Source organism: Bradyrhizobium genosp. L, assembly GCF_015624485.1.
Classification (GTDB): Bacteria; Pseudomonadota; Alphaproteobacteria; order Rhizobiales; family Xanthobacteraceae; genus Bradyrhizobium.
Genome location: NZ_CP061378.1, coordinates 2,227,628 through 2,250,669, shown reverse-complemented (window position 1 = coordinate 2,250,669; position 23,042 = coordinate 2,227,628). Strand labels below are relative to the sequence as shown.

Here is a 23,042-nt window from a genome sequence, read left to right as displayed (position 1 = left end):
TCATGTGATGGCGCGCACATTGTCCGGAAAAGCCGCGCACGACAAGGCCGCAATACGGATGAAAGGCCGCAGGGCTAACCTTGTGCCGATTTCGGTCGCAGGCTCGAGAAGCTTGCGATCTCCCGCTCGGAGAGGCCGATCTCCTTCAGGTAAGACAGCGTGTGCTCGCCGAGCGTCGACATGCGCTTGCCGGCCGCGACGGTCGCGCCTGACATGCGGAACGGCTGATTGAGCACCTTGAACATGCCGCCGCCGTCCTCGACCTCGGCCAGCGCATCACGATGCGCTACTTGCGGATCGGCCAGCGCTTCGCGCACGGTGCGGTAGGCCGACGACGGCACGCCATGCTCATTGAGTGCCGCAAGACACGCTTGCGTCGTCTGCGTGCGCGACCAGGCTTCGACGCCATCCATCAGGACGCCCCAATTGGCGCGCCGGTCGGCATATCTCGCGAAGCGCGAATCGGAGATCCATTCGGGACGGCCGATCACCTGCATCAGGTTCTGGAACGTCTTCTCGCTGGCGATCGCCATCATCACATAGCCGTCGCTGGTTGCAGTCGGCCCGAACATCGGGCGCTGCGGTGGCTTGATCTCGAATTGTGTCCCCTGCACTTCGTTCAAAGTGAGGCTCAACATCGATTCCAGCATCGAGACATCGATGTGCTGACCCTTGCCGCTCGTGCTGCGCTGATAGAGCGCGGCCGAGATCGCACCGAAAGCGTAGGTGCCGGTCACCACGTCGGCATGATAGATGCCGCAATAATCGGGCCGGCTGCGGCCCGGCTGATAGGCGAGATGCGCCATTTCGTAGCCGGACGCGGCATGGATCACCGGCGCATAGGCCGGCAGTTCCGCCGACGGACCGGTCTGGCCATAGCCGGAGATCGAGCAATAGACCAGCCTCGGATTGATGTCGCGGATCGCGGCGTAGTCGAGCTTCAGCCGCCGCATCACGCCGGGCCGATAATTCTCCACCAGCACATCGGCCGTCGCAATCAGCCGGCGCACCGCCTCGACGCCGGCCGGAGACTTCAGGTCGAGCACCACGCTGTGTTTGCCGACGTTGAGCTGGCCGAACACCGTCGAGCAGTTGTTGCGCACCGGCGGGCGGGTGCGCATCGTCTCGCCTTCGGCCGGTTCGATCTTGATCACCTCAGCGCCCATGTCGGCGAGCATCCGCGTGCAATGCGGGCCGGCAATCGTGGTCGAAAAATCGAGCACGCGGAGCCCGGCGAAGCTGCCTGTCAAATTCCCCTCATCGTTGCCGGCTATTGTCTTGTCCAAGGCTCCCTCCACGCGCGGTTCTTTTGCTCGATGCTGCGTCGACCCTAAAGTGAGCCGTGCTGACAGGAAAGCGTCTCGTCCAGACCAGGCCACGGGCCGCGTTGCATTTTACTCAACAGCAGATTGGACCCGATCTTGCATAGCCCTGTCACGGGCTGGAACGAGGGCGCTTGTTGAAGGTCTTGTTCGTCACGACGGAGATGGACGATTTCGTCCGCGTGGGCGGGCTCGCTGCCGTTTCTGCGGCACTGCCGCGGGCGCTGCGCCCCTGGAGCGACACCAGGATCATGCTTCCCGGCTACCGGGACGTGGTCGAGCAATTCACCCATATTGAGATAGTCGGGCACTGCGCTGCGCTGGCCGAGATGCCGGCCTGCACGCTCGGGCGCGCGTCGACCAAAGACGGGCTGCCGGTCTACGTGCTGTTGTGCCCAGAACTCTACGAGCGGCCGGGCAATCCCTATGGCGACGAGTCCGGCCGCGACTGGCCCGACAACGACATCCGCTTCGCCCGCTTCGCGTCTGCCGCCGCCGAACTTGCAATGGGCATGCTGGACAAGAATTGGGCAGCGGACCTGGTGCATGTCAACGATTGGCAGGCGGCGCTCACACCGGCTTACCTCGCCTGGCGCGGCGCGCAGATTCCCTCGATCCTGACCATCCACAACCTCGCCTATCAGGGCCTGTTCTCGAAGCAAGCGCTGCGGCGGATCGGCGCGCCGGAAAGCTCCTTCCACATCGACGGGCTGGAATTCTACGACCAACTCTCCTTCCTCAAGGGCGGCCTTGTCTACGCCACGCATCTGACCACGGTCAGCGCGACCTATGCGCGGGAGATCACGACCGCGGAGCTCGGCTGCGGGCTGGAGGGCCTGCTGCGCATCCGCTCCGATGCCAACGAGCTCACCGGCATCCTCAACGGCATCGACGAGAGCTGGGACCCGCGCACCTGCGCGCAGCTCGCAAAGCCGTTCGGCGCCGGCGACTGGAAAGGCAAGCAGGCCAACGCCGATTACGTCCGCCGCCAGTTCGGCCTTGCGATCTCGCGTGGCCCGATCTTCGGCCTGGTCGCCCGCCTCGTGCACCAGAAGGGCGTCGACCTCGTGCTGTCGGCCGCCGACGAGATCATCAGAGACGGCGGGCAGCTCGTCGTCGTCGGCACCGGTGAAGCTGCGATCGAGGACGCGCTGGTGGCCGCGCACCGGCGCCGGCCGGAGGCGATCGGCGTCGTGATCGGCTTCAACGACGCCCAGGCGCGCCGGATCTTCGCCGGCAGCGATTTCACCTTGATGCCGTCGCGCTTCGAGCCCTGCGGGCTCAGCCAGATGTATGCCCAGCGCTTCGGCTCGCTGCCGATCGGCCACCAGACCGGTGGGCTGGCCGAGACCATCGCCGACGGCGAGACCGGCTTCCTGTTCCCGCAGCCGTCGGCGGAATCCTTCCTCAGTGGCGTCAGGCGCGCCTTCGACGCGTATCACAGGAAGGATCGCCTCAACGCCATGCGCGCGAGCGCGATGGCGAAGTCCTACAGCTGGGACCTGTCAGCCGCCTGCTACGGCGCGCTCTACAAACGACTGATCATGCCGCGGGTGGCCGCGTAGCCCGCAGCTCGGCATTCGCTACCAGGACGGTTGAAACCAGCCGCCCTGCTGTTGAACGGGCTGTTGCACCTGACGATAGGTCTGGCCGCCGCGCCGACGAGGATTGCCGTTCTGGGGCGGGGGGCTCGGCTGCTGATTCCAGCCGAAGCCGTTTTGGGGATCCCAGCTGCGCTGGGAATCATCCCAACCGCGCTGCTGCGGTGCCGGCTGCGGCCCCCAGCTACGCTGGAACGAGGAGAAGAAGCCGCCGTCGTCATCCGGATTGTCGCGGCGCGCGACACGGACCTCGCTCGGCTTGCGGGTGATGAAGCCGCCCTGGGGCTGGTTGCTCAGCACCGCGACGAACTCGGTGCGATAATTGGTCTCGGTGCTCAGCGGCTCGTCCGAGACGATGATCGAGGACCGTGGGGCTGCGGTCGGCGCGATGCGATCGAGCACATCCTGCGGAATGGTGATGCGGTCGAGCGCATCCTTGGCGTTGTCCCCTTCGTCGATCGTGACCTCGGTCCAGCGCAGGCCCGCGCCGTCGCGCGCCACCGCCGTGAAAATGTGCGTGCCGATCGGCTTGTCGGGATCGCGGATCGTGACGGGCGCCTCGATCGAGGAATCGAACACCTCGCCGCCGTCGGGCCACGCCTTGTGCGTGTTGCGCCGGACGTAGATCTTCTGCGTCGCGCGGCTGATATAGACCGAGACCGGCTCGAGGGCGAGTTTGGCCTGGATCGCCGCCTTCGCGGTTTCCACTTTTTTCGCCTCGGCCGCCTTGACGGCCTCCTTTGCGGCGGCGGCAGCGTCGGTCTTGGCCTTGGCGTCGGTCTTGGCGGTCTCAAGTTGAGACGCGCTGTCGGTAACCTTGGTCGTGGCCTTCTGCTGGAGTTCCTCGGCCTTTGCCTTGGCCTCGTCGGTCTTGGCCGCGGCGAGCGTCCTGTCGGCAAATTTGAGCTCGGCGTCGGCGCGGGTCTTCGCCTGCTCCAGCCTGCGCAACGAGGCCGTGAGCGCGGTCGACTCGCGCGCCGTCGTCACGGCCGCCTTCTTGGCATCGTCGGCGGCCTTGGCCGCGTCCTCGGCATCGCGGCTGGCCGTCTGGACCCGCCCCGGGGCAGCCTTGATGGCATCGGCATTCGGCACGAACAGCGCCGGATGCGAGAAGTCCACCGGCTCGGCGTCGTTCGGCGCGATGATCACCCGCATCCCGATATCGGTCTTGTCGAACAGCTTTTCGGCAAAGTCGTAGGGCATCCGGACGCAGCCATGCGAGGCGGCATAGCCGGGCAGCGGCCCACCGTGCAGCGCGACGCCGTTCCAGGTGATGCGCTGCATGTTCGGCATCCAGGCATCGTCATAAAGGCTGGAGTGATGGTCCTTATCCTTCTCGAGCAGCGCAAAGACGCCGGCGGGCGTCTCGCGCCCCTTGATGCCGGTCGACACCGGCGCGCGGTAAATCCAGCCTTCGGCGTCGTAGAAGGTAACCCGCTGGCTCTTGATCGACACGATCGCCATGATCGGATCGCCGGCCTCGCGCGGCGCGGTCGCCTCGACGTTGGCTGGCTTACGGGCCTGTTTCGCGGCAACCTCGCCGGTCAGCGCCGTCAGTGTGACGAACGCCGCCAAAATCACAATGGCGGGGTGCCGCCAGTACCGCTGCGCTACCTTGGATTGCGCCATCGAATATTGATTTGCCATGCCCTGCCCCGGCCCAAATGCCTGATACGTGCTCGCGTCGCTGGAGTTTCGGATCACGATGTTAAAATTAGCTAACCGCCATCGCCACCTTCCAAATCGCCAATCGGATCCTCGGCACTTTGCGGCAGCAAATCACTCATATACGAGAGCATGCATGGGAGAAAGAGTGCCGCGCCACTGCGCCTTGGCGATCGACCCAACGGCATGCCCTGTGTCACCTCGCCGTCACACTGTCCGCCGCGTCTCCGGCATCACCATCCAGATCATGAGGAGACCGAGGCCAGCGACGCCGGCGAGCCCGAGGAAGGCCGTGCCGCTGCCGAGCTTGTCGCTGACATAGCCGGCCAGCACCGTGCTGAGCGAGGCGCCGATGCCGACCGCGGTGCCGACGATGCCCTGCGCAAGATTGAAGTGGCCACTGCCGAAGGCGACGTCGGCCACCACCAGCGGCACCATCACGCTGAAGATCGCCGCAGTGATGCCGTCGAAGACCTGCACCGCGACGAGCAAATAGGGATCGCGCACCGTCGCGAACAGCAGGCCGCGAATCACGAGCGCGCCGAACGCGATCAGGAGCAGCGGTCGTCGGCCCCAAATCTGCGCCCTGCGGCCGACCGACGGCGAGGACAGCGCGACGATCGCCTGCGGCACGATGATGCAGGCCGCGATCAGCACCGGCGCCCACTGGCTCGACCGCGTCGTGACCACGCCCGCCATCAGCGGCAACATCGCGGCGTTGGCGAGCTGGAATAGCATCATGGCACCGGCGAAGATCAGCAGCGACCGATGCCGCACCAGGCTGAGCACGCTGGTCGCCTTCTTGTCGGGCACCTCCCGCTTCACCTCGCCATGGGCCTGCGCGATGTCGATCTCGCGCTCGCGGATCTGCGACAGCGACAACAGGGTCGGGATTGCCAGGATGAAAGTGACCAGGAACACCGAGCGGCTCGACAGCAGATAGCCGCAGGCGCCCATCAGTGCCGCAGCCGAGCCATTGCCGAGCGAAGCGAAGCGCGCGTTGCGGCCGAGCCGTTCCCCGATCGCATGCGGCCCGACCAGGCCGAGGCTGATGGCGGCGATCGCGGGTCCCAGCACGCAGCTTGCGAGCGCGTGGAATGCCGCGGCCACCATCACCACGGGCAGGATCGGCCAGACCGCATAGGCCAGCGCGCAGGTGCCGATGGTCGCGACCGCGCACCCCGCGACGATCCGCTCGGATCGTGCGGCATCGACGATCGCGCCGCCCGGCATCTGGCCGAGCAGGCCGATGATACCGCCGATCGAGAGCACGAAGCCGATCTCGACCTGGGTCCATTTCTGCGTCGTCAGATAGACCGCAATGAACGGGCCGAACCCGGTCTGCACGTCGGCCAGGAAGAAGATGAACCAGTCGAGCCCGCGCTGGCTTTCGCGCGATGGTGTGTGCGGCTCTTCCGGCCTGGGCGAACTCTTCGGCGGATCCTGAGCCAACGGCACAACATGGGTGTCGCCGGCTGATCGTTCGCCACGATCGTCGCCAACCGTCTCGAAGGAAGAGTTCGGACGCGCGACCAGCTTCAGTCCCCTAATGTTCATAATCCCATGGGTGGAGGCTGCCGGCCGCGCCCAGCACGATCAGCGGCGTATCTTCCTTGTATTCGGGCGCAGCGCTGACCTGCTGCTTGGTCAAATCCAGCGTGATGCTGTCGCTCTTGTTGGAAACGCCTGCAAAGCGTAGCGCGTTCCAATCGACCACGATCTTGCGGCTGCCGACGCCGAGGAAGCCGCCGAAATCGATCACGGCAGCGCGGACTTTGCCGTCGCGGTCGACGATGACGTCGACGATCCGGCCCATATCCTCATTGGCGGTGCTGCGGACGTCGCGTCCGAGAATGCCGTGCGCATCGCGCGCACCGATCACGGTGACCGACGGTGGCGGCGCCGGCTCCTTTGCAGGTTCCTTGGCCGGCTCCTTCGAACCGGTGGTCGACGGCGCCGATGGTGCGGGCGACGGTGACGAATCGTCGGCGGCGCGGACACCGGCGCAGCTCAGCAGCAGCGCCGCCGCCAGTGTGACTATGATCCTCGAACGCATGAAACTCTCCCACGATGATGTCGCTCCGCGCGGAAGCGATATGCGGCGACGCGCTAATGCGTCAGCACGATCGAAACCTGGATCTGCCCGCGCGTGCGCAACACTTCGAGCGACACCTCGCCGTTGTGACGGCGCACCCGCAAATCGACGCTGGAAGCACCTAACCTGAGGTCGCGCAACACCACCTCGTTGAGGAAGTCCGGCAGGCGGGGATCGCGCAGGCGAATCTCGCCGCGGGCAACATCGAATTCGAGTCCGAGCGCCGCCTCGAGCAAGGTGAACGGCGTCGCGCTGGCCCAGGCCTGCGGCGCGCAGGCCACGGGATAGAGCACCGGGCCGCGCCGGCGTTCGCGGCGGAAGCCACAGAATAGCTCCGGCAACCGCCGCAGCTCCATGTAGCTCGCGGCGTCGAACAGCCCCTTGAACAGATGCGCCACCGAGTGCTTCAGCCCGTAGCGGGCGAAGCCGAGCGCGATCAGCGCATTGTCGTGCGGCCAGATCGAGCCGTCGTGATAGGACATCGGATTGTAGCGCGCTTCGCCGGTCGCGACGGTGCGGATGCCCCAGCCCGAGAAGAATTTTGGGCTCATCAGGTCTGCGGCGACCCGCCGGGCGCGGTCTTCCCGCACCATGCCGGAGAACAGCGTCTGGCCGGCATTCGACGTGCGCACCTTGCACTGCTGCTTGGCGCCGTCGAGCGCGACCGCATAGGTACCGAGCTCCTCGCACCAGAACGCCGCTTCGAACTGCTCGCGCAGCTTTTCGGCCTCGGCGTCCAGCTTCGCTGCCCTCTCCGCAAAGCCGAGCTGGCGCGCCGCGCGCGCGGCGAAATGCTTGCCGGCGAACACGTAGCCCTGCACTTCGGCCAGCGCGATATTTCCCTCGGCGAGCCTGCCGTCGGCATGGAAGATGGCGTCGAACGAATCCTTCCAGCCCTGGTTCTGCAGGCCCTGCTCGGTGGCGCGCTGATACTCGATGAAGCCGTCGCGGTCGGGATCGCCCGGGCCGTCGATCCATTGCAATCCGGCCTCGACCGCGGGCCACAATTCGCGCAGCGTGTCGACATCGCCGGTGCGCTCCAGATAGAGCCCGGCGAGCAGCACGAACAGCGGCGTCGAATCGACGCTGCCGTAATATTGCGCGAACGGCACCTCGCGCAGCGCCGCCATCTCGCCGCCGCGCATCTCGTGCAGGATCTTGCCCGGCGCGGCGTCCGCGCGCGGATCGACCGCCTTGGCCTGGAACACCGCGAGCCGTTTCAGCACGCCGCACGCGATGCGTGGATCGACCCACAGCATCTGCAGCGCGGTGATCAGGCCGTCGCGGCCGAACGTGGTCGAATACCAGGGGATGCCGGCATAGGGATAGCGGCCCTGCGGCGTCTCGGTCATCAGCATGTTGAGGTCGGCCATCGCCTGGCACAACACCTCGTTGAAGATGTTGTTGGAGGTCTCGATCGAGGCCGCGCCGGCCGACGAATTCCGCATCTCGCGGCGGTGCGCCAGCAGTCCGCGGAAGAACGGCACCGGCTTGTGCATAATCGGCTTGTTGCAGGACACCGCAACGAACAGCGACGTCGCCTGCGCCGGCGCGAGCTCGAAATGATAGGTCGCAGCGCCCACCGACAGCCGCGTCGGGCGCGGGTCGAAATGCAGCGCGGTGATCCGCGTCTGATCGTCGAGGCCGCAATATTCCAGCATGACATCGGTCGGCCCCAGGAGCCGGCTCGTGCCCGTGCCACGATGCGGTCGGCGCTCGCCGCGGACCTCGAACAGGTCGGCGAAGTCGTTGTCGAACAGCAGCGTGAGATCGAAGCTCGCGGCGTGCTCGCCGTGGTTCTGCAGCCCGATGCGCTGATAGGCGGTGCCGCGCCACAGGAAGATCGACCGCACGATGTGCAGCGTGTCCTTTTGCAGCACCAGCCGGTCGTTGCGGTAGACGTCGGAATTGGTGAGGTCGACCGTCAGCGACGAATTGTCGTCGCGCAGATTGGAGCCGAGCAGCAGCGGCTGCACCTCTTCCAGCACCATCTCGAGCCGCGCGAGGTAGCGGGTATCTGCGTTGAACAGGCCGTCCGGCCCGCCCGCCGAGGCGCCGATGTCGCCATGGCTGTCGAGCACGATGAAGGTGTCGTCGTGCTTGAGCGAGCGCCGCGGCCGCGCCGCGGGGCCCGTCATTGGAATATAAAACGACGACTCCACCACGATCTGCTCGGTGATGCGGGCAGTGATCTGCGTAACGACGTCGGCTGCCATCTCGACCTCAGGCGATGCTTGTAGGTTCGCGATTCTTCTGGTTCAACGCATCGGAACGCACGACGACTGGAACTGACGCGGGATCAGGCCGCGCTGGGAGAGAGACGGCCCATTTCGCGGGCCACCAGGTCGCGGTAAGGGCCCTTCCCCTTCACCAGGATATCCGGCGAACCATCCTCGACGATCCGGCCACCCTGCAGCATCACGACCCGATCGAAGCTGCGCAGCGTCGCAAGGCGATGCGCGATCGCAACCACCGTACGCCCGCGCATCAGCCGCGACAACGCCTCGCGGATCGCCTCCTCCGATTCGGCGTCGAGCGCCGCGGTGGCCTCGTCGAGCAGCAGGATCGGCGCATCCTTCAGGAAGGCGCGCGCGATCGCGATGCGCTGGCGCTGGCCGCCGGACACCTTGATGCCGCGGTCGCCGACGATCGTGTCCATGCCTTCCGGCAGGGTCTCGATGAAGTCGCATCGCGCTGCGATCGCCGCGCGCAGCACCTCGTCGTCGGTGGCGTCGGGCCGGCCGTAGCGGATGTTCTCCATGATCGAGCGATGGAACAGCGAGATGTCCTGCGGCACCACCGAGATCGCCGCGCGCAGGCTCTGCTGGGTGACGCGAGCGATGTCCTGGCCGTCGACGGTGATGCTGCCGTTCTCGACGTCGTAGAAGCGCTGCAGCAGTGTAAACAGCGTCGACTTGCCGCCACCGGACTGGCCGACCAGACCGACCCGCTGGCCGGGCTGGATGCGCAAACTGAAGCGTTCGAACACCTGCAGGCCGCCGGGATAGCGGAACGAGACATTGTTGAACGCGATCGCGGCGCCGCTCTTCACCAGCGGTTCGGCCTCCGGATGGTCGTTCAGTTCGTGCGGCTGCAGCAGCGTCGCCAGCGCTTCGGTGAGCCGCGCGACATGCTGGGTGACGTCGACCAGCGCAACCGCGAGATCGCGGGTGGCGCTGAGGATCGAGATGCCGAGGGTGCAGACCAGCACGACGTCGCCGGTGGTCGCCGTGCCCTGCTGCCAGAGATTGACCGCCCAGGCGAGCATTGCAATCGTCAGGATCACGGTCACGGCCGCGTGAATGAGGCGCAGCTTCTCGAGATAGCGCAGGGAACGGCCGCGGGCGATGAGTTCCCGGTTCACCGTCGCGTCGAAGCGCTCGTGCTCATAGCCGAGCCCGCAGAACGCGCGCACCAGCGGCAGATTGTTGATGACGTCGACCATCTCGCCGTCGACCGCCGCAGCGCGGTTGGCGAAGTCGTCGTGCAGCGGCTTGCCGGCGGCGGCAATGCGGAACATGACGGCCACCATGGTTCCCGAAATCAGGATCAGCACCGCTGACATTGTCACGCTGACGGTTCCAACCAGCGTGATCGCCGCAATGGTCGCGATGCAGGGCGGTAACACGTTCCATACGAACATGTTCTCGACCGTGAACACGGCGTTCGACGTCGCGGTGATGCGGCTGGTCAACATGCCGGGTAACCGGTCAGTGAAGTAGCTCGGGGCGTGGCCGGTGAGATGGCGGAACATGTCACGGCGCAGATCGCCGGTGACGCTGACGAAGGTGTAGCTCGCGGTCCAACTGGCAATCCGCCACATGAAGTTGTCGGCCGCGATCAGCGACATGAGCAGAGCGAATGCCAGCCATACGCCATTCGCGGACGACGGTCCGGCCGACAAGGCATCGACCATATTCTTCACGCCATATTGCGTGCCCACCGAGCAGGCAACCGCCGCCAGCACCGCCGACAGGATGACGACGTGCGAGGGAAGGCGCCTACGCAGATAGCGCAGCACGAAGGGAAAGGGGCGATGCGCATATCCTGACAGATGGTCCATGACGTCCTGCAAAGCTGTTGAGGGTGAACGAGAAATTTTTAGTCGAAACTCTCGTCCACGATGACGCGAAGGGCGGCGGAGGGGTTCGTGGGTGCAGCCATCACTGCACAACAAGCTTGCAACGCTGGCGTCGGCGAAAGGCTGTTGGAGCGGGATGGCATCAGCAAGACCACAGTGTGATGGAAGAAAGAAGCGGCAGTTCACACGCCCATAAGGAACCTCGCACGTGCGAGAACGTTCCCGTCTTCGGCACGTCGTAGTTCAACAACGCGTCGGCGCCATCAGAGGGCTGAGGGTCTTGTTCATCCACCATTCACATACATGGAGACGGAGAAATGCGCATCGCGCAGGTTGCCCCGCTGACGGAGGCTGTTCCCCCCAAACTCTACGGCGGCACCGAACGGGTCGTGCACTGGCTGACCGAAGAACTCGTTGCCCTCGGACATGACGTAACGCTGTTCGCCAGCGGTGATTCACAGACCTCCGCGAAACTCGATGCGACCTGGCCGAAGGCGCTGCGCCTCGACGGCTCCGTCCGCGATCCCAACGCGCTGCATATGGTGATGCTGGAACGCGTGCGGCAGAAAGCCGACGACGACGAGTTCGACTTCCTGCACTGCCATCTCGACTATTATCCCTGGTCGCTGTTCTCGCGGCAGCCGACGCCGTTCGTGACCACGCTGCATGGCCGGCTCGACCTGCCGGAGCATCAGCCCGTCTTCAACACCTTCTCCAAGATTCCCGTGATCTCGATCTCGAACGCTCAGCGACGACCGGTGCCGCAAGCGCATTGGGTGCGCACCATCCATCATGGCCTGCCCGAGAACCTGCTGACACCGCAGCCGGCGCGGCAGTCCTATCTCGCCGTGCTTGGCCGCATCGCGCCGGAAAAGGGCGTCGATCGCGCGATCAAGATCGCGGGCCGCTGCGGCATTCCGCTGAAGATCGCCGCCAAGGTCGACCGCGCCGACCAGGAATATTACGACGAGCTGATCAAGCCGCTGATCACGAACAACCCGCTGGTCGAGTTCATCGGCGAGATCAGTGACCGCGAGAAGCCGGATTTCCTCAGCGGCGCGCTCGGCCTGCTGGTTCCGATCGACTGGCCGGAGCCGTTCGGCCTAGTGATGATCGAGGCGATGGCCTGCGGCACGCCTGTGATCGCCTATAACCGCGGTTCGGTACCTGAGATCATCGAGGACGGCGTCACCGGCTTCATCGTCGAGGACGAGATCAGCGCCGTGTCGTCGGTCGGGCGGCTGGAGACGCTCGATCGCGGCGCGATCCGCAAGCAGTTCGAGACCCGCTTCACCGCGCGCCGCATGGCGCTTGACTATCTCGCCGCCTATCGCGGCCTGATGGAAGCCAAGCCGCGCTTCAAGCTGGTGGCCAGCGCGGAGTAAGTTGCAGCGGCCGATCGGATGGCCCGGCGGGCCGGTGCGTAACCGGTCCGTCGGGTCATTCGATTATCAATAATATCGCCATCGCCGACGGCAACCACCATTCCGCGATCCGCTCGACATGCGCGCGCGTTGCGCGATTGTTGCGACGCACGCCCCGACCCCGCCATCTGCGGATATCGCCTTTGCGATTGCTGAATTACGTGCTCTTATGCGCCCCGCTTGATCAAGAATAAAAAGCGAGCGGACGGGGCAGCCGTGCCGTGGTCGCGCAGGGGGAACGCCATGACAGGGGACCGCAAGCCGTCGGCCATTAATAATACCGCTGCGGGCAAGGCCGGACAACGAAAGCTCAATCGGCGCAAATTCCTCGCCAAGACCGGCGGCGTGCTGGCCGCAGGTGCGTTCGGCGCGGTGCCGCTGCGCGGCTGGGCCGCCGACCCCATCAACATCGGCGCGCTCTATCCGACCACCGGCAGCATGGCGCAGATCGGCACCGGCTGCGTCGCGGCCGCCAAGCTCGCGGTCGACATGGTCAACGAGGCCGGCGGCATCAAGTCGCTCGGCGGCGCCAAGCTCAATCTGATCATTTCCGACGTGCAGAGCGACACCACGGTGACGCGCACCGAGACCGACCGCCTGATCACGGGCAACAAGCTTTCGGCAATCCACGGCTGCTACGCCAGCGCACTGACCCTGATCGCGAGCGAAGTCTGCGAGCGCGCCAGGGTGCCGATCATCACCGGCTCCAGCTCCGACCAGCTCAACAAGGGACGCAGCTACACGTTCACGCCGTTCGCGCGCGCCTCGCAATTCGCCAAGGCGCAGCTGCAGATGGCCAAGCTGGTCAGCGACCAGGCCAAGGTCGCGGTGATCTTCGAAAACACTGCGTTCGGCACCTCGACCTCGAACGGCCTGAAGGAGCAGGCGCCGGGCGAAGGCGTCGAGATCGTGATGTTCGAGCCTTATTCAGCCGGCTTCACCGATGCGAGCCCGCTGATCAACAAGGTCAAGGCCTCCGGCGCCAACACGCTGTTCTCGATCTCCTATCTCAACGACCTGATCCTGATCGTGCGCACCGTGAAGCAGGTCGGGCTCAACGTCGCCATCAACGGCGGCTCGGGCGGCTTCGTGATGCCGGACTTCTACAAGAATGTCGGTCAACTGGCCGAAGGCCTGCAAGGCGTGGCGCACTGGAACCACGACGTCAGCGACGAGGCACAGAAGGTCAACGTCGAGTTCAAGAAGCGCACCGGCGACTTCGCCTTCGAATATGCCGGCGGCCTGGTGGCGCAGACCTTCATGCTGGCCGACGCGCTGGAGCGCGCCGCCTCCGCCGATCCGAAGAAGGTGCGCGAAGCGCTCTCGACCCTCGACGTCTCCTCGGGCTATGCGGCGATGGCGCCGGGCGGCAAGGTGAAGTTCGGGCCCGACGGCAAGAACATCTACGGCAAGCCGGTCGGGGTGCAGTGGCAGAAGACCGACCTGGTCAGCGTCTTCCCCAAGGAAGACGCCCGCGCGCCGCTGATGAAGACCTAAGAACGGCGGTCGCCTCGCATGTGGGAGACACTGGCCCAGGCCGTCATCAACGGCCTGCTCATCGGCGGCATCTACGCGCTTGTCAGCATCGGCGTCACGCTGATCTTCGGCGTGGTCAAGATCGTCAACTTCGCCCAGGGCGAATTCGTGATGATCGGGATGTACATCTCGTTCTTCCTCGCCACCCAGTTCGGCATCGATCCGCTGGTTTCGCTGGTCGTCTCGATGCCGGTGCTGTTCCTGGCCGGCGTCCTGATCCAGCATTTCCTGATCCGCCGGGTGCTCGGGCCGAACGACATGCCGCAGATCTTCCTGACCTTTGCGCTGTCGCTGCTGCTGCTGAACCTCTCGCTGATGTTCTTCACCGCGAACTATCGCACCGTGCACACCTCCTATTCGGATGAGGCGCTGCATTTCGGCGGGCTCTATATTCCGGTGGCGAAACTGATCGCCTTCGGCGTCGCGATGGCGCTGAGCGGCCTGCTCTGGGTGTTCCTGCACACCACCGATCTCGGCAAGGCGATGCGCGCGGCGTCGCAGAACCGCGACGTTGCGATGCTGATGGGGATCAATCCCAACCGGGTGTTCGCGGTCGCCTTCGGCACCGCGCTGGCGCTCGCAGGCGCGGCCGGCTCGTTGCTGATGCCGTTCTATTCGGCCTATCCGTTCGTCGGTCAGGTGTTCGTGCTGATGGCGTTCGTCGCCGTGGTGATGGGCACGCTGGGAAATGTGATCGGCGCGCTGGTCGCGAGCCTGATGATGGGGGTCGCGGAATCGCTCGGCATCCAGTTCGTCGGCGCCGATTCCGGCCTGATCGTGGTGTTTGCGCTGCTGCTGCTGACGCTGGCCTTCAGGCCAAGCGGCCTCGGTGCCAGGAGGGGCCGCTGATGGAAACGCTCGCCAAGATGAAATGGCTGTGGCTTGCGCTGGCGGGCCTCGTCATGCTCGCTTTGCCCCACTTCGTCACCTCATCGTTTGCGATCGACATCTTCATCCGCATCCTGCTGTTCTCCTTCATCGGCGTCGCCTGGAACCTGATGGGCGGCTACGCCAAGCAACTCTCGCTCGGACACGCCGCCTATTTCGGGCTCGGTGCCTACACCTCCACGATCATGCAGGTGAACTACGGCATCTCGCCCTGGATCGGCATGATCGCCGGCGGCGTGGTGGCGATGCTGGCGAGCCTGCCGATCGGCTGGCTCTGCTTCCGCCTGCGCGGCCCGTATTTCACCATCGCGACCATCGCGACCGCGCAGGTGCTGATGCTGATCTTCCTCAAATTCCGCGACTTCGCCTGGGGCGCCGAGGGCACCACGATCCCGAACCTCGGCAGCGCGCCGCTGATGATGCAGTTCGAGGAGAAGTCGTCGTACTATTACGTGGTGCTCGGCCTGCTGGTCGTGGGGCTGTGGATCACCCATCTGATCGAGAAATCCTGGATGGGCTACTACCTCGTCGCGATCGGCGAGGACGAGGACGCGGCGGAGGCGATCGGCGTCAACGCACCGAAGATCAAGCGCGACATCTATCTGATCAGCGCCTTCCTGACCGCGCTCGCCGGCACCTTCTATACGCAATACATCTACTTCATCGATCCCGCGACCGCCTTTAGCTTCAACGTCTCGATCGAGGCCGCGCTGGTCTCGATCGTCGGCGGCATCGGCACGCTGTGGGGACCGGTGATCGGCACTGTGCTGCTGGAGACCACCTCGGCGCTGCTGCAGAGCTGGCTCGGCAGTTCGGTCGGCGGCATCCAGCTGACCGTGTACAGCCTGATCCTGATGGCCGTGATCCTGTGGCGGCCGACCGGGCTGATCGGCTTTGCCACCGACGTCTATCACCGCACCACCCGGCGCCAGCCGGCACGCGCCTGAGGGACGGCGATGGCTGAAGCATTGGTCATCAAGGGTCTCAGCAAGCGCTTCGGCGGCCTGCGCGCCGTGCAGGACGTCAGCTTCACGGTGCAGGAGAACGAGACGGTGGCGCTGATCGGGCCGAACGGCGCCGGCAAGACCACAAGCTTTCATCTGATCACCGGATTTCATCGTCCCGACTCCGGCTCGGTGCTGGCCTTCGGCCAGGAAGTCGTCGGCCTCAAGCCGCACGATGTCTGCGCGCTCGGCATGGCGCGCACCTTCCAGGTGGCAAAGCCGTTCGGCGCGATGACGGTGTTGGACAACGTGATGACCGGCGCCTTCCTGCGCGACCGCCACATCGCCGCCGCGCAAAAGAAGGCGCGCGAGGCGATCGAATTCGTCGGCCTCGGCGCCAGGGAGCAGACGCGGGCAAAAGACCTCACCACCATCGACCAGCGTCGGCTGGAGATGGCCCGCGCGCTGGCGACGCAGCCAAGGATCCTGCTGCTCGACGAGGTGATGGCCGGGCTCAACCCGGCCGAGATCGACCAGGCGGTGGCGTTGGTGAAGAAGCTCTCCGCCAGCGGCCTCACCATCGTGATCGTCGAGCACGTGATGCGCGCGATCATGGCGGTGGCACGCCACATCGTGGTGCTCGATCACGGTCAGAAGATCGCCGAGGGCGCGCCGAAGGAGATCGTGGAGAACCCGGAAGTGATCCGCGCCTATCTCGGCTCCTACGTGCATCCGCCGGCCCAGGGAGACGCACATGCTTGAGCTCTCCCGCGTCAGCGCCAGCTACGGCGCGGTGCCGGCCATCACCGATGTCAGCATCTCCATTGCCGAAGGTGAAGCCGTCGGCCTGCTGGGGGCCAACGGCGCCGGCAAGAGCACGACGCTGCGCGCCGTCTCCGGGCTGGTCAAACTGTTCGCCGGCAGGGTCACGTTCGACGGCGTCGATCTGGCCGCGCTGCCGCCCTACCGCATCCCGGAGCTCGGCATCGCGCACGTCCCGGAAGGGCGGCAGGTCTTTCCCGAAATGTCCGTGCAGGAGAACCTCGAGATCGGCGCCTACACGCCGAAGGCCAAGGCGGACCGCGCGCGCACGATGGAGCTGGTCTACAGCATCTTCCCCCGCCTCGCCGACCGCAGGAAGCAACTCGCCGGCACCATGAGCGGCGGCGAGCAGCAGATGGTCGCGGTCGGCCGCGGCCTGATGCTGAAGCCGCGGCTCTTGATGCTCGACGAGCCCTCGCTAGGGCTCGCGCCCGTCATGACCGACGTGACCTTCGAGAAGATCGGCGAGATCCACAAGATGGGCACCGCGATCCTCCTGGTCGAGCAGAATGTCAGCCGCGCGCTGTCGCTGGTGCAGCGCGCCTATGTGCTCGAAAGCGGCAATGTCATCATGCAGGGCTCGAGCGCCGAACTCGCCGACAACAAGCAGGTGCAGGCGGCGTATCTGGGGATTTGAGGCCGCCAGTCCCCCGTCATCCTAAGGCCGTAGGGTGGGCAAAGCGCAGCGTGCCCACCCTCACGAGCACGTCGTGGATGGTGGGCACGGCGCTCGCGCCTTTGCCCACCCTACGTCCTTCAGGTCACCACCGCCCGCTTCGGCTCGACGATCTCGAACATCCGCGGGAATTCATCCATCAGCGCCATCAGCTCCGCGAGCTGCATCGGGTCGCCGGTCACCTTGATCTTGCCTGCAGCGACCGCCTCCGGAAACGTGGTCAGCTTGGCGATGACTTCATCGAGCACGCCGCGCGCGAGCGTAAAGCCGGCCTGCGCATCGGAAGCCTGCGCGCCCTTCACATAGGTCAGCGCCGAGTTCTCCAGATTGAGGATGAAGCTTTCGCCGGTATCGGTAAAATTCCAGTTCAGCACGATGCGCTCGCCTTCGGCCTTGGGGCCATTGAGGCGGATGCCGAGCACGTCCCAGAGCTGCTCGGTGCGCAGCGCAGCCAGCGTCTCGCGCGGCATCGGGGAGCGCGGCGGCGTCTTCGGCATGCCCTGTCGCAACTCCTGGGCGCCGAACAGATAGGCGTTGCGCCAGGTCGAGCTTTCCGAGGCGTAGCCGAGCTGCTCGAACGTATCGGCCAGCAACGCGCGCACCGCCTGGTTGTCAGGCTCGGCAAACACCAGATGGCTCAGCGCCTGCGCCACGAAGCGGAATTCGCCCTTGGCGAAATCCGCAGTAGCCCGCTTCAGGATCGCATCCGCCCCGCCCATGTACTCGACATACTTTTTCCCGGCCTCGACCGGCGGCAATGGATCGAGGTTGACCGGATTGGCGTCGTACCAGCCGAGATATTTCTGGTAGATCGCCTTCACATTGTGCCGGATATGGCCGTAATAGCCGCGGCCGTGCCAGGCGCCCTCGAGGCTCTGCGGCAGCCGGATCGCCTCGGCGATCTCAGCGGCGTTGAGCCCGTGGTTCATCAGCCGAATGGTCTGGTCATGCGCGTATTTGTAGAGGTCGCGCTGCTGGCGGATCATGGTATCGATCCGCTCCCTGCCCCACACCGGCCAGTGATGCTGGCCGCACATCGCCTCGGCCCTGCCGCCCCACATCTGCAGGGCTTCGCCGAGATATTTCGACCAGGCCAGCGCATCACGGACGTCGGCGCCGCGGAACGGCAGCAGATTGTGGAAGTTGTGCGTGCAGTTCTCCGCGAGGTTCAACAGCCTGTAGCGCGGGATGAAGAAATGCATCTCCGCCGGCGCCTCGCTGTTCGGCGCCATCTGGAATTCGAATTCGACGCCGTCGATCACCCTGACGTCGCCGGTCGCGACGATCAGATCGGTCGGCCGCAACAGCGCCACGCCGCCGGCCGCCATGGTCTTGCCGAGCCCGCAATCGACGTGGCCACGCACGCCCTTGGCGAGGAACGGGCCGAACTGGTACTGCGCGCGACGCAGCATCGCGGGCCCTGCGATGATGTTCTCCGAGACCGCGTGCTCCATGAAGAAGTTCGGCGCGATGACCGGCACGCCGGCCGCCAGCATCGCGTCATCGACCACGCCGCGCGCGCCGCCCCAATGGTCGGTGTGGGTGTGGGAGAAGATCACGGCGACGACCGGCTTCCTGCCGCGATGCTCGAAGTACAGCTCCATTGCGGCCCGCGCGCCCTCGATCGAGGTCAGCGTGTCGACCACGATGACACCCGTGTCGCCTTCGATCAGCGTCATGTTGGCGATGTCGAGCCCGCGCACCTGGTAGACGGCCGGCACTACCTCGAACAGGCCATGATGCATGTTGAGCCGCGACTGCCGCCACAGGCTGGGATCGACCGTCGGCGGCGCGGTCTCCTCCGACAAGAAGCCGTAAGGCTCGAGGCTCCAGACCGTCCGGCCCTGCGCGGAGCTGATCTTCGCGTTCTCGATGGTGCCGAGGAAGCCGCGCGCGGCGTCGTCGAAATCACGCGTGTCGGAGAACGGCAGCGCCTGCAGCGTGGCCTGGTGCCGGGCGGTCACCGACGGGGACGCTGGCTTCGGCGCCTGATGTGACATGTCGCTGCTTGTCATCGCTTTTCTCCCTCACGCAACGGGTCGCTGCGCTCAGCGAAACTGCACGCCTTCGAACTGGCCGCTGCGGCGCCAGCCGTCGATATATTTGAAGTAGGCGGAGGCGCCCGCGGGATAGCCGACGTTGAGCCGCGCGGCCGGACCCGGCTCCCGTCCCTCATTGTTGTAGTAGCCCGGCGTGCAATCGGGGCCGCCGATCATGCGGCCGACGCTGGTGAGCAGCAATTCGACCCAGCGATCCTCGGCCTCCTTGGCAACCTCGATTTCCTTGAAGCCGTTGGCCTGCGCGTGGCCGACCAGCAGCGCGATGGTTCGCGCGGCCTCGGTCAGATTGTGCGGCACGTTGGAGATCAAATTGGCGCCCTGCGTCGGTTGCACGAAGAACACGTTGGGGAATCCATGCACATGGATGCCGTGCTTGGTGCGCATGCCCTCGGACCAATAGTCCGACAGCTTGACGCCGCCGCGGCCGGTCAGGTCGAACCCGGCGCGGCGCTTGTATTCGGTGCCGACCTCGAAGCCCGAAGCGTAGATGATGCAGTCGAGCGGATATTCCTTCCCCGCGACGACAATTCCGTTCGCGGTGATCTCTTCGACGCCCTTGCCATCGGTGTCGACCAGATGTGTACCGGGCGTGTTGAACGCCTGAAGATACGCATCGTGGAAACACGGCCGCTTGCAGAGCTGGCCGTACCACGCCTTGAGTTTCCCGGCCGTCTCGCGATCGCGAACGATGCCGTCGACGCGGTTGCGGATTTCTTCCATCTTCTCGAAGTCGGAATCCTCGAAGGCCGCCCGCATGTTCTCCACGGTCCGCTGCTCGCGCGGCAGCAGCATCACCTTGGCGCGGATCCGCTTCGACAGATCGGTCCAGCCGTCCTGCACCAGGTCTTCCTCGGCCGAGCCGCCAGCCTGATTGGCGGTGAAATTCTCCAACCAGCGCAGCTGCCAGCCGGGCGTTGCGATGTCGGCGAACCAGCTGGGATCGATCGGTGCATTGGCGCGCACATCGACCGAAGACGGCGTGCGCTGAAACACGTAGAGCTCCTTGGCCGCGCGCGCCAAATGGGGAATGCACTGCACCGAGGTCGCGCCGGTGCCGATGATGCCGATCCGCTTGTCGGCCAGTCTGTCCATCGGCGCGCCCCGGGGATCGTCTCCGGTGTAGTCGTAATCCCAGCGGCTGGTGTGGAACGAGTGCCCTTTGAAATTCTCGATGCCGGCAATGCCGGGCAGTTTCGGCACATGCAGCGGTCCGGTACCGATGCCGACATATTGTGCGGTGAAGGCGTCGCCCCTGGTGGTGCGGATCATCCAGCGCGACTGCGCCTCGTCCCAGTCGAGGCTCGTCACTTCGGTATGAAACACCGCGTTGCCGTAGAGGCCGAAATGTTTGCCGATGCGCTGGCAATGCGCCAGGATCTCCGGCGCATGCGCGTATTTCTCCGACGGCATGTGGCCGGTCTCCTCCAGCAGCGGCATGTAGACCATCGAGGCCGTGTCGCACTGCGCGCCGGGATAGCGATTCCAGTACCAGGTGCCGCCGAAATCGCCGCCCTTCTCGACGATGCGGACATCCTTGATGCCCACCTCCGTCAGCCGCGCGGCGGTAGCAAGCCCGGCGAAGCCGCCGCCGATGAAGGCGAAGCTGACATGGTCGGTCTTCGGCGCCCGCGCCGTGACCGGCGTGTAGGGATCGTCGAGATAATGCGCCAGCTGGCCCTTGATCTGGAGATACTGGTCGTTGCCGTCGGCGCGCAGCCGCTTATTTCGTTCCGCGAGATATTTCTGACGCAGCCGCTCCTTGTCGATCGCGACAGGCTTCGCGTCCCGGGACTGGTCGGTCATCGTCATCGGTGGGCGCCTCGCTGAAGGATTCTCTTATCGTTGGTCGACGGCAGCTAAGCCGACATCGACACGATTAGCAAATCCAGGCGGTCCGCGCATCCTCGCGATCAGGATTGCCAACCGATGCGGTCAACCGGTCACTTCTTCACCTTGCTCGCATCCATCTTGATGCTGCCGTCGAGCATCTTGGTCGAGAACGCCGTGGTGACGTCGAACGGTTTTTCCATGCCGAGATAGGTCTGCACCAGCTCGTAATCCTTCTTCATCCGCTCGCCATCGATCCAGCCGAGCGCCTTGGAGGTGGTGAACTCGTCGGTCATCAGATATTTGATCCGCTCCCACTGCCGCTGCTGGTTCTCCTTGTCGAGCCCGGAGACCTGATCGAGCAGCGCCTTCAGGCACGGCGCGGCGTCGGCAACGCAGGCGGCATAGGCCTTCTGCGTGATCCGCACGAACTCCTCGACCAGCTTCGGGTTCTTGGCCAGGTAGGCGCCGTTGACGATCAGCGAGTTGCCGTAGGGGTTGAGGCCGATGTCCTTCCAGTTGAGGTAACCGAGGTCGCTGCCGAACTCGATCACCTTGAGATCGTGCTCATTGTAGAAGTCGCTGATGATGTCGACGGTATGGCTCTTCAGCGCCGCGATCTTGGCGGTCGGACCGACATTCACGAAGGTCACGGAATCAGGCGCAAGGCCGGCGGCCTTCGCGAAGGCCGGCCACATCACCCGCGAGGCATCGCCGGGCGGGTTGCCGATCCTGTGGCCGGCAAAATCCTTCGGCCCGTTCACGCCGTAGCTCTTCAGCCAGTAGAAGGTCTGGCCGGTGTTGGCGTAGATGCTCATCAGCGCCACGTCGTCCGCGCCCTTGCTCTTGGCCACCAGCATGGTCGCGAGATCGGCGATGCCGAACGGCGAGCCGCCGGAGCCGACCTTCAGGGCCGAGACGCCGGAGCCCTTGCCGACTTCGATGGTGAGATCGATGCCGGCCTTCTCGTACCAGCCCTGCGCCTTGGCGTAGTAGAACGGCGAATGGTCCGCGGTCGGCGTCCAGTTCAGGATCAGATTGACCGCCTCGCCGGCGACGCACGGCCCCGCCGTCATCGCCAGCGCGATCGCGGCAGCCGCGGCTCTCAAACCCCTCATGATCAGCTCCTCATATCGCGAGGCGGGCCTTGTCGTTGCGCGTCCCCGACGCTACCAATGCAACAGAGGACGACACGCGTTGTCAACTGTCTGGTTGGAAATGCCCCGGAAGAGAACGGACGACACAAGGCCGCAGCGGCGCGACCCTGCCGCGACGCAACGGAAGCTCCTGACGGCCGCGCGGCGCGAGTTCGCGCGGAATGGCCTGGCCGGCGCCCGGGTCGACGAGATCGCGGCCCGCGCCGGCGTCAACAAGCAGCTTGTCTACCACTATTTCGGCGACAAGGACGCGCTCTACCTCGCCGTGCTCGAATGGGTCTATGAGGAGATCCGGGCCCAGGAGCGCAAGCTCAATCTCGAGGGCCTGCCGCCCGAGAAGGCGATCAAGACGCTGATCGAGGCCTCGTTCGACCATCTCGACGCCCATCCAGATTTCATCGTGCTGCTGAACGACGAGAACCGCGGCGGCGCGCGCCATGTGCGCGGCTCCCGCAAGCTCGAGGCGATGCATTCGCCGCTGGTCAGCATGGTCTCGACGATCCTGGCCGAGGGCGTCCGCGCCGGAACCTTCCGCAAGGGCGTCAACCCCGTGCACCTCTATATCTCGATCGCCGGCCTGAGCTATTTCTTCTTCTCCAACACCCCGACGCTGTCGGCGATCTTCGGCAAGGACCTCTCCAGCGCCGTCGCGAAGCGCGCGCGACGCAAGCACGTCGTCGACCTCGTGATGCAATCGCTGCGGCCGTAGTCCATTACGGCGTAGATGTAGTCGAAGGCCGCGCCACATGCTCGCTGTCGTCCCGGCCTTGAGCCGGGACCCATAACCACGAATGGGAGTTGGTTTGCACTGTTGGGGCCGCAGTCCTTGGAACAACGCCTCCTCGTGGTTATGGGTCCCTGCTTTCGCAGGGACGACACCGCGACTTTGGAGCAACCTACAATAATCAACCAGATGGTTGAAAGTTGCCGCAGGCCGAGCTAGC

Annotated in this window: 17 protein-coding genes; 8 read left to right on the top strand and 9 right to left on the bottom strand. The window is 65.2% G+C overall.

The window, feature by feature from the left end; translation table 11 throughout:
* Window positions 1–74: 74 nt before the first annotated feature.
* On the bottom strand, window positions 75–1,286 hold the full coding sequence (locus IC762_RS10435) for a CaiB/BaiF CoA transferase family protein (protein ID WP_246801513.1): 1,212 nt from the start codon (window positions 1,284–1,286) through the stop codon (window positions 75–77).
* A 173-nt stretch (window positions 1,287–1,459) separates the two neighbouring features.
* Here IC762_RS10435 and glgA point away from each other — a divergent pair, with 173 nt between their 5' ends.
* Window positions 1,460–2,887, top strand: coding sequence for a glycogen synthase GlgA (gene glgA, locus IC762_RS10430; protein WP_195788711.1), 1,428 nt, complete (start codon window positions 1,460–1,462; stop codon window positions 2,885–2,887).
* A gap of 18 nt (window positions 2,888–2,905) precedes the next feature.
* On the opposite strand, the gene IC762_RS10425 is transcribed toward glgA, so the two are convergent.
* From IC762_RS10425 to IC762_RS10405, 5 genes are all read right to left on the bottom strand, one after another.
* Window positions 2,906–4,570, bottom strand: a complete 1,665-nt coding sequence (locus IC762_RS10425) for a L,D-transpeptidase (RefSeq protein WP_195788710.1) — start codon at window positions 4,568–4,570, stop codon at window positions 2,906–2,908.
* Window positions 4,571–4,795: 225 nt separating this feature from the next.
* Complete coding sequence (locus IC762_RS10420; RefSeq protein ID WP_246801512.1) at window positions 4,796–6,145, bottom strand: MFS transporter; 1,350 nt, start codon at window positions 6,143–6,145, stop codon at window positions 4,796–4,798.
* Window positions 6,135–6,644, bottom strand: a complete 510-nt coding sequence (locus IC762_RS10415) for a PRC-barrel domain-containing protein (RefSeq protein ID WP_195788709.1) — start codon at window positions 6,642–6,644, stop codon at window positions 6,135–6,137. Before IC762_RS10415 ends, IC762_RS10420 begins: the two co-directional genes overlap by 11 nt.
* A gap of 53 nt (window positions 6,645–6,697) precedes the next feature.
* Window positions 6,698–8,899, bottom strand: coding sequence for an amylo-alpha-1,6-glucosidase (locus IC762_RS10410; RefSeq protein WP_195788708.1), 2,202 nt, complete (start codon window positions 8,897–8,899; stop codon window positions 6,698–6,700).
* A gap of 83 nt (window positions 8,900–8,982) precedes the next feature.
* Window positions 8,983–10,746, bottom strand: coding sequence for an ABC transporter ATP-binding protein (locus tag IC762_RS10405; RefSeq protein ID WP_195788707.1), 1,764 nt, complete (start codon window positions 10,744–10,746; stop codon window positions 8,983–8,985).
* Window positions 10,747–11,081: 335 nt separating this feature from the next.
* Between IC762_RS10405 and IC762_RS10400 the strand changes: the two genes are divergently transcribed.
* The 6 genes from IC762_RS10400 (at window position 11,082) to IC762_RS10375 (ending at window position 17,015) form a co-directional block, all read left to right on the top strand.
* On the top strand, window positions 11,082–12,149 hold the full coding sequence (locus IC762_RS10400) for a glycosyltransferase family 4 protein (RefSeq protein WP_195788706.1): 1,068 nt from the start codon (window positions 11,082–11,084) through the stop codon (window positions 12,147–12,149).
* Window positions 12,150–12,431: 282 nt separating this feature from the next.
* Window positions 12,432–13,685, top strand: coding sequence for an ABC transporter substrate-binding protein (locus IC762_RS10395; protein WP_195788705.1), 1,254 nt, complete (start codon window positions 12,432–12,434; stop codon window positions 13,683–13,685).
* Window positions 13,686–13,703: 18 nt separating this feature from the next.
* Window positions 13,704–14,573, top strand: coding sequence for a branched-chain amino acid ABC transporter permease (locus IC762_RS10390; protein WP_195788704.1), 870 nt, complete (start codon window positions 13,704–13,706; stop codon window positions 14,571–14,573).
* Window positions 14,573–15,559 carry a branched-chain amino acid ABC transporter permease gene (locus IC762_RS10385; RefSeq protein ID WP_195788703.1) on the top strand — a complete coding sequence of 329 codons (987 nt, stop codon included), beginning with the start codon at window positions 14,573–14,575 and terminating at the stop codon, window positions 15,557–15,559. The genes IC762_RS10390 and IC762_RS10385 overlap by 1 nt, the downstream gene beginning before the upstream one ends.
* Before the next feature lie 9 nt (window positions 15,560–15,568).
* Window positions 15,569–16,318, top strand: coding sequence for an ABC transporter ATP-binding protein (locus IC762_RS10380; RefSeq protein ID WP_195788702.1), 750 nt, complete (start codon window positions 15,569–15,571; stop codon window positions 16,316–16,318).
* Window positions 16,311–17,015, top strand: a complete 705-nt coding sequence (locus IC762_RS10375; protein ID WP_195788701.1) for an ABC transporter ATP-binding protein — start codon at window positions 16,311–16,313, stop codon at window positions 17,013–17,015. The genes IC762_RS10380 and IC762_RS10375 overlap by 8 nt, the downstream gene beginning before the upstream one ends.
* A gap of 119 nt (window positions 17,016–17,134) precedes the next feature.
* Here IC762_RS10375 and IC762_RS10370 read toward each other — a convergent pair whose 3' ends face one another.
* The 3 genes from IC762_RS10370 to IC762_RS10360 all read right to left on the bottom strand — a co-directional run bounded on the left by IC762_RS10370 (window position 17,135) and on the right by IC762_RS10360 (window position 22,059).
* Window positions 17,135–19,069 carry an alkyl/aryl-sulfatase gene (locus tag IC762_RS10370; protein ID WP_195788700.1) on the bottom strand — a complete coding sequence of 645 codons (1,935 nt, stop codon included), beginning with the start codon at window positions 19,067–19,069 and terminating at the stop codon, window positions 17,135–17,137.
* Between the two features lie 33 nt (window positions 19,070–19,102).
* Complete coding sequence (locus IC762_RS10365; RefSeq protein ID WP_195788699.1) at window positions 19,103–20,923, bottom strand: flavin-containing monooxygenase; 1,821 nt, start codon at window positions 20,921–20,923, stop codon at window positions 19,103–19,105.
* 131 nt (window positions 20,924–21,054) lie between these two features.
* On the bottom strand, window positions 21,055–22,059 hold the full coding sequence (locus IC762_RS10360) for an ABC transporter substrate-binding protein (RefSeq protein WP_195788698.1): 1,005 nt from the start codon (window positions 22,057–22,059) through the stop codon (window positions 21,055–21,057).
* A 100-nt stretch (window positions 22,060–22,159) separates the two neighbouring features.
* On the opposite strand from IC762_RS10360, the gene IC762_RS10355 reads away from it, so the two are divergent.
* Window positions 22,160–22,807 (top strand): TetR/AcrR family transcriptional regulator, encoded by a 648-nt coding sequence (locus IC762_RS10355; protein ID WP_195788697.1) that lies wholly within the window; start codon window positions 22,160–22,162, stop codon window positions 22,805–22,807.
* Window positions 22,808–23,042: the final 235 nt, after the last annotated feature.